Below are 6,210 nucleotides of genomic sequence, written 5' to 3'. Positions count from 1 at the left end.
TCCTCCTTCAGAGTCAACCTCTTTTTCAGAAGTTTTTCTCCGGCGATTCAGCTTCCTGAACCTCCTGAGCCGCTGGCTGTAAGCCGTTGTGCCGTCTCAGTGGTTGCGCATTATAGGGATCCGTTCGGATAGCACAACCCTTTTTTTGATCTTTCTTTTCGACCGCTGATTTTTCACGCTTATCGTTGTGATAACGGACAATTTGCACAAAAATAGCGCTGATTTTAGTGAAGTTATTGATCGTTATTAGCCTGGGATGCCAGGCTTCATGGATCCTTTTATAAATGAGAGGCAGTTATGTCCGGAAATTTACGTCCTTATAAAGATACGTATCCCCAATGCGGCGAACGCGTCATGGTCGATGCTTCAAGCGTGGTGGTTGGTGAGGTGCAGTTAAATGATGACGTCAGTATCTGGCCGTTGGTTGCCATCCGGGGGGATGTAAATCGCGTTGTTATCGGTAAACGCAGTAATATTCAGGATGGCAGCGTACTGCATGTTACCCACAGGTCTTCTGCTAACCCGGAAGGCTTTCCGCTGATGGTCGGGGAAGATGTTACGGTTGGCCATAAGGCCATGCTCCATGGTTGCAGCATTGGTAATCGTGTACTGGTTGGCATGGGCTCGATACTGCTGGATGGCGTAATAGTAGAAGACGACGTCATGATTGGTGCAGGTAGCCTGGTACCGCCGGGTAAACGGCTGGCCAGCGGCTTTCTTTATTTAGGCAGCCCGGTAAAACAGATTCGGCCGCTTACTGAAGCTGAAATCAGCGGCCTGCTTTATTCATCTAACAACTATGTGAAATGGAAAGATGACTATCTGGCTCAGGAAAGCCAGATCCAGCCCTGAGCGTCTTCCTTTTCCGCCTTGATCGCCGCTTCTGCTTCCTCCTCCAGATCCCAACGATGTTGGCGGAAGCTTTCTATTACTTCTTTATCTTTACCAAAGCGGCGGATCAGCGATTCGCCGTCAATGGCGCAAAGGATCTGAAAGCCGTTGACCAAAGCGGGAAAGCAGATGGCGTTCGCCGACTCATCCCACCATTCACGATCGGGAAACAGGATCGCCTGGTTCATCCCTGAAGTTCCGCCTGCAAAGTAGCAATCACGGGCGCGACATCAGGAAACACATCGTGCCATAAAAAGAATGACCAGGCCGCCTGCCCTACCAGCATTCCAAGCCCGTCCGCCCTATGCGTTGCGCCCCGCTCCCGGCACCAGTGCAGAAACGGCGTTGCGCCAGGCTGATAAAACATATCGTAGCAGCGGGTTTGCGGGCCGATTAGCGATACCGGTATAGCCGGTATTTCTCCGCCAACGCCGCTGGAAGTGGCATTGATAATAAGATCAAACTGCCTTGCCTCCAGGCTGTCCATCGGTTCGGCAGTGATTTCGCCAGCCTGCCGAAAAAGCTCAGCTAATGTCTGCGCCTTCGCCAGCGTGCGGTTAGTAATAGTCAGATCACAGCGCAAAGACAGCAGAGGCAGGATCACACCGCGAGCAGCGCCGCCCGCGCCCACCAGCAGTACCCGGTCGCCAGGCTTGATCAACGACAGTCTTTCTAAATCGGTCAGCAGACCAATCCCATCGGTGTTGTCGCCCAGCAGCCGCCCGTCGTCCAGCTTCTTTATAGTATTGACCGCGCCCGCCAGCGAAGCCCGCTCGGTCAGTTCATCCACCAGCCGGTAAGCCTGCTCTTTAAAAGGCAGCGTCACGTTAGCGCCCGCGCCGCCCTGAGCAATAAAGTCCGCTACTGAACGATCGAATTCATCCACCGGCGCGCAAATACGACCGTAGGGATGAGGGATGCCGGTCTGCTCTGCAAAAAGCTGATGGATCCGTGGCGACTTGCTGTGATTAATCGGATTACCGAATACCGCAAAATTTCGCATTGTTTATCCCTGTCGAATCAGTTCGCCGGTTAAAGCATCGCGAATTTCAGAAGGATTGTTCCGTCCGCCTGTCTCAGACTGCAAAACGGGGAAATCTTTACCAAACTGCTGATGAACTTCCGCAGCGTGGCGGCAAGGCGGCAGGCCGGTAAGGTTGGCACTGGTGGACACCAGCGGCTTGCCGAAAGCCTCGCATAGCTGACGAACATCGGGATGGTCGCTGACCCGCACCGCCAGCGAATCAAACCGCCCTGTCAGCCAGCGAGGCGTAGTGTTGCGCGCCGGCACTACCCAGGTCACCGGGCCAGGCCAGAACGAGAACATCTTTTCTTTCTGTTCTGCCGTCAGCTGTGTTTCATCAAGGTAGGGCTGCAACTGTTGATAATCCGCCGCAATCAGGATTAATCCTTTTTCGACCTGACGCTGTTTTAACGCCAGTAGCGCCATGACGGCTGTTTCGCTGTCCGGGTTACATCCCAGACCAAATACCGCTTCGGTGGGATAAGCGATGACGGCATCCTGTCGTAAGTGCGCAAGGCAGGCATCCAGCGAGCCTGCCGGGTAGTTATTCTTCAATGCTGTTTCCTGCTGTAACGGGCTTGCCGCAGGCTTTGCTGGCACAAAAGCGCCTGACGCCGCGCGCGGTCTTTTTCTCAATTAATAGAGGGAAATGGCAAAACTCACACTCTCCCTCTACCGGTGTAAAATTAACTGCAAACTGGCAGTCCGGATAACGATCGCAGGCATGAAACGTCTTGCCGTAGCGTGAACGCCGCTGCACCAGCTTTCCCTTCTCGCACTGTGGACAGGCAAGCGTGGTTTCGTCGGGCTTATCGATGAGTTCCGTATGCGTGCAGTCGGGATAGCGGCTACAGCCGATGAACATGCCGTAGCGTCCCTGACGTAAAGCCAGCTCCGCCTGGCAAACCGGGCAAAACTGGCCTTCAAGGATTTTAACAATATGGCCGTCGGCCTGGTTTTTAAGGGGGCGGATATAGTCGCATTCGGGATACGCTGAGCATCCCAGAAAAGCGCCGTGCTTTCCTGAACGAATGACCAGTTCCGCCCCGCACTGTGGGCAAGGCTCATTTTTTCGCACAGCGAAAAGCGCTGTTTTATTCATAGCATTTACGACACGAAGACGTTCTTCAGTGCACTATTCCTTCATTGACGTCAAAAAGAAGTTCTTCCATCTGTTGGTAGGCGTTTTCACATCCGGGGATGTTAAACAATACCATCAGCACCACCCATTTGAGATCTTCCAGATCGAACTCAAGCGTGTCCAGCGCCATAATACGCTCAATAACCATTTCCCGGGTTTCCAGATTCAGCACCTGAATTTGTTCCAGGAACAGAATGAATCCCCGGCAGTTGGCATCCAACCGCTGGCTCTCTTCTTCGGTATAAATCCTCATGGAAAGCGGATCGGCCGCCAGCAAAAAAGGCGCCGTCAGGCCATCCTGATAATCCGCCAGCTTTTCTAACCAGTTCAACGCATTATAAATATCTTCACGATGAAAACCGGCGTCGGTCAAATCGTCCGTCAATTTATCCTGATCGACGCGCATCTCTGCTTCGCTATGAATATACGTTTCAAATAAATACATCAGTACGTCGAACATGGCTTGCCCTCCTCAATCGGACATAGCCGCCGGGTACAGCTGCGATCCACCCTGCTAACTCCAGCTCAAGCAGCTTAGCTACGATAACTGGCACAGGCTGGCAGGCACGTTCAGCGACGACGTCAACAGGTGTAACCTCATCTCCTACGTTAGCCAACACCTCGGGAAATGGCAATGAACTATTGTCTTCCACAGCAGAATATATTGTTGAGTTTTTCGCCAGGGGTAACCATTTCAAATCGCTTTGTAACTGTTCAAGGATAGTATTGGGATGCGCGGTCAACAGCGCGCCCTGCTGAATAAGCCAGTGCGTGCCTTCACTACCGGGATTGCCGATCGCGCCAGGCAGCGCATAAACATCACGATTTTGCTCTAAAGCCAGCCTGGCGGTTACCAGCGAGCCGCTTTTCAGGGCCGCTTCCACCACCAGCACGCCCAGGCTCAAGCCGCTGATAATTCTGTTACGCCAGGGAAAATGCCAGGCGAACGGCGCAGCGGCAAGCGGGAATTCAGAAACCAGCGCGCCGCCCCCGGCAACAATCGCTTTCGCCAACGAAAGATGCTGGCGAGGATAGATTTTCATCAGCCCGCCCCCTAATACCGCCAGCGTTTTTCCCTTTACCTCTAATGCGGCCCTGTGGGCAACGCTATCGATGCCCAGCGCGAGCCCACTGGTAATGGTAATGCCGCTGAGCGCCAGCGTTTGTGTAAAGAAGGTTCCCCAGTTTCTGCCGTAGGCGGAGCAGCTGCGGCTGCCGATAACCGCTATCTGCGGCGTGGTCAGCAGCGCCGGATCGCCCTGAACAAAAAGGGCGGTGGGGAAATCGTGGATGTTTTTCAGTAAAGGAGGATACGCAGGGCTGTCGCAGGCAATAAAGTAGTGGTTATCCTGTTCCAGCCAGGCGAGCGTGCTGTTGATGACCGTTCGGTCATAAACCAGAAAAGCCTCGGCTTGCTCAGCCCGCAGGCCCGCTTCAAGAAGCGTATTTTTATCCAGCGCCGTCTTGCATTGCAGCCTGGCGACGATCGCTTCACGCTGTAGCGCGGACAATTGCTTTACGGCTGACAGACGCAGCCAAATCTCCGTTGCCGTCATCGGTGCCATCCCTGCCCTGGGCTTTGGTTAACGTAGCGGGAATGCTGTCAATCATGAGGCGAAATGTCTACAATAAGAGGGATAAATCTCTTATTCCTTGAACACAAATCTGGAAAGTTATGTCCGTTTTGCAGGTATTACATTATCCCGACGATCGTCTTCGCATCGTCGCTAAGCCCGTGGCGGAAGTAAACGCCGATATTCAGCGTATCGTTGATGATATGTTCGACACCATGTATGCCGAAGAAGGTATTGGCCTGGCGGCGACGCAGGTCGATATTCATCAGCGCATTATCGTTATCGACGTTTCAGAAAACCGCGACGAGCGTCTGGTGCTGATCAACCCGGAGCTGCTGGAAAAAAGCGGCGATACCGGTATTGAAGAAGGCTGCCTCTCTATTCCGGAACAGCGGGCACTGGTGCCGCGCGCCGAAAAAGTGAAAATCCGCGCGCTGGATCGTGAAGGCAAAAGCTATGAGCTGGAAGCGGACGGCCTGCTGGCTATCTGTATTCAGCACGAAATGGATCATCTGGTCGGCAAGCTGTTTATCGATTACCTGTCGCCGCTGAAGCGCGATCGTATTCGTAAAAAGCTGGAGAAACTCTATCGCCAGACAGCTCAGGACTGATGAACATCTGAAGAAGGGAACCCCGTGTCCGACTCTTTAAACATTATCTTTGCCGGCACGCCTGACTTTGCAGCGCGTCATCTTGATGCGCTGCTGTCGTCCAGCCACAAAGTAGTAGGCGTTTTTACCCAGCCCGACCGTCCGGCGGGCCGCGGCAACAAGCTGACGGCCAGCCCGGTTAAACAGCTGGCTGAGCAGCATGGCATTCCCGTGTTTCAGCCAAAATCCCTGCGTCCCGAAGAAAACCAGCAGCTGGTTGCCGATCTGCACGCTGACGTTATGGTCGTGGTGGCTTATGGCCTGATCCTGCCGGCCGCCGTGCTGGCTATGCCGCGCCTGGGCTGTATTAACGTACACGGTTCACTGCTGCCAAAATGGCGCGGCGCGGCGCCTATCCAGCGTTCGCTCTGGGCTGGCGATGCGGAAACCGGCGTGACCATCATGCAGATGGATGTAGGCCTGGATACCGGCGATATGCTGCACAAGCTGGCCTGCCCGATTGAAGCGGACGATACCAGCGCCAGCCTCTATCAGAAGCTGGCCGAACTTGGCCCGCAGGGCATGTTGACCACGCTTGAGCAGCTTGCCAGCGGCAGCGCGCAGCCGGAAGTACAGGATGAAGCGCTGGTTAGCTATGCGGAAAAGCTCAGTAAAGAAGAAGCGAAGCTGGACTGGACGCTATCCGCCGCTCAGCTGGAACGCTGCATTCGCGCTTTTAATCCCTGGCCGGTCAGCTATTTCACTATTGACGACCAGCCGGTCAAAGTGTGGAAAGCCTCGGTATTGCCGCACGTGGCAAAACAGCCTGGCGAAATTGTGCAGGCGGACAAAAACGGCATCCAGATTGCGACTGCCGATGGCGTTCTCAATATCGAAGAGCTACAGCCTGCCGGTAAAAAAGCCATGAAGGCGCAGGACCTGCTGAACTCCCGCCGTGAATGGTTTAATCCTGGCAACATCCTTGCCTGA

9 protein-coding genes are annotated in these 6,210 nt (G+C 54.1%); 3 read left to right on the top strand and 6 right to left on the bottom strand.

Annotation, left to right across the window (positions count from 1 at the left end; genetic code table 11):
• Nucleotides 1–297: 297 nt before the first annotated feature.
• Nucleotides 298–852 (top strand): gamma carbonic anhydrase family protein, encoded by a 555-nt coding sequence (locus tag AB3U87_RS21445; protein ID WP_301253475.1) that lies wholly within the window; start codon nt 298–300, stop codon nt 850–852.
• Here the strand turns inward: AB3U87_RS21445 and AB3U87_RS21440 are convergent.
• The 6 genes from AB3U87_RS21440 to dprA are packed head-to-tail and all read right to left on the bottom strand — an operon-like array spanning nt 828 to nt 4,612.
• Nucleotides 828–1,079, bottom strand: a complete 252-nt coding sequence (locus AB3U87_RS21440; protein ID WP_301253474.1) for a DUF1488 family protein — start codon at nt 1,077–1,079, stop codon at nt 828–830. The genes AB3U87_RS21445 and AB3U87_RS21440 overlap by 25 nt on opposite strands.
• Entirely contained in the window at nt 1,076–1,894 is an 819-nt protein-coding gene (aroE, locus tag AB3U87_RS21435; RefSeq protein ID WP_394150430.1) for a shikimate dehydrogenase, read from the bottom strand. The genes AB3U87_RS21440 and aroE overlap by 4 nt, the downstream gene beginning before the upstream one ends.
• Before the next feature lie 3 nt (nt 1,895–1,897).
• The gene (gene tsaC, locus AB3U87_RS21430; RefSeq protein ID WP_394150428.1) at nt 1,898–2,470 is read right to left on the bottom strand and encodes an L-threonylcarbamoyladenylate synthase type 1 TsaC; all 573 of its coding nucleotides are present in this window, start codon (nt 2,468–2,470) and stop codon (nt 1,898–1,900) included.
• Nucleotides 2,460–3,017 carry a DNA topoisomerase family protein gene (locus AB3U87_RS21425; RefSeq protein WP_253457762.1) on the bottom strand — a complete coding sequence of 186 codons (558 nt, stop codon included), beginning with the start codon at nt 3,015–3,017 and terminating at the stop codon, nt 2,460–2,462. Before AB3U87_RS21425 ends, tsaC begins: the two co-directional genes overlap by 11 nt.
• Before the next feature lie 25 nt (nt 3,018–3,042).
• Complete coding sequence (gene smg, locus AB3U87_RS21420; protein WP_125290971.1) at nt 3,043–3,516, bottom strand: DUF494 family protein Smg; 474 nt, start codon at nt 3,514–3,516, stop codon at nt 3,043–3,045.
• Nucleotides 3,488–4,612: a DNA-protecting protein DprA gene (gene dprA / locus AB3U87_RS21415; protein WP_394150426.1), complete on the bottom strand. Its 1,125-nt coding sequence runs from the start codon at nt 4,610–4,612 to the stop codon at nt 3,488–3,490. The genes smg and dprA overlap by 29 nt, the downstream gene beginning before the upstream one ends.
• A gap of 119 nt (nt 4,613–4,731) precedes the next feature.
• Between dprA and def the strand changes: the two genes are divergently transcribed.
• Nucleotides 4,732–5,241 (top strand): peptide deformylase, encoded by a 510-nt coding sequence (gene def / locus AB3U87_RS21410; protein ID WP_125290972.1) that lies wholly within the window; start codon nt 4,732–4,734, stop codon nt 5,239–5,241.
• A 24-nt stretch (nt 5,242–5,265) separates the two neighbouring features.
• Nucleotides 5,266–6,210, top strand: a complete 945-nt coding sequence (gene fmt / locus AB3U87_RS21405) for a methionyl-tRNA formyltransferase (protein ID WP_253457756.1) — start codon at nt 5,266–5,268, stop codon at nt 6,208–6,210.

It is taken from the genome of Erwinia plantamica, from assembly GCF_043420595.1.
Taxonomy (GTDB): domain Bacteria; phylum Pseudomonadota; class Gammaproteobacteria; order Enterobacterales; family Enterobacteriaceae; genus Erwinia; species Erwinia aeris.
The sequence above is the reverse complement of the archived record's forward strand: the minus strand, read 5'-3'. Positions and strand labels throughout refer to the sequence as shown.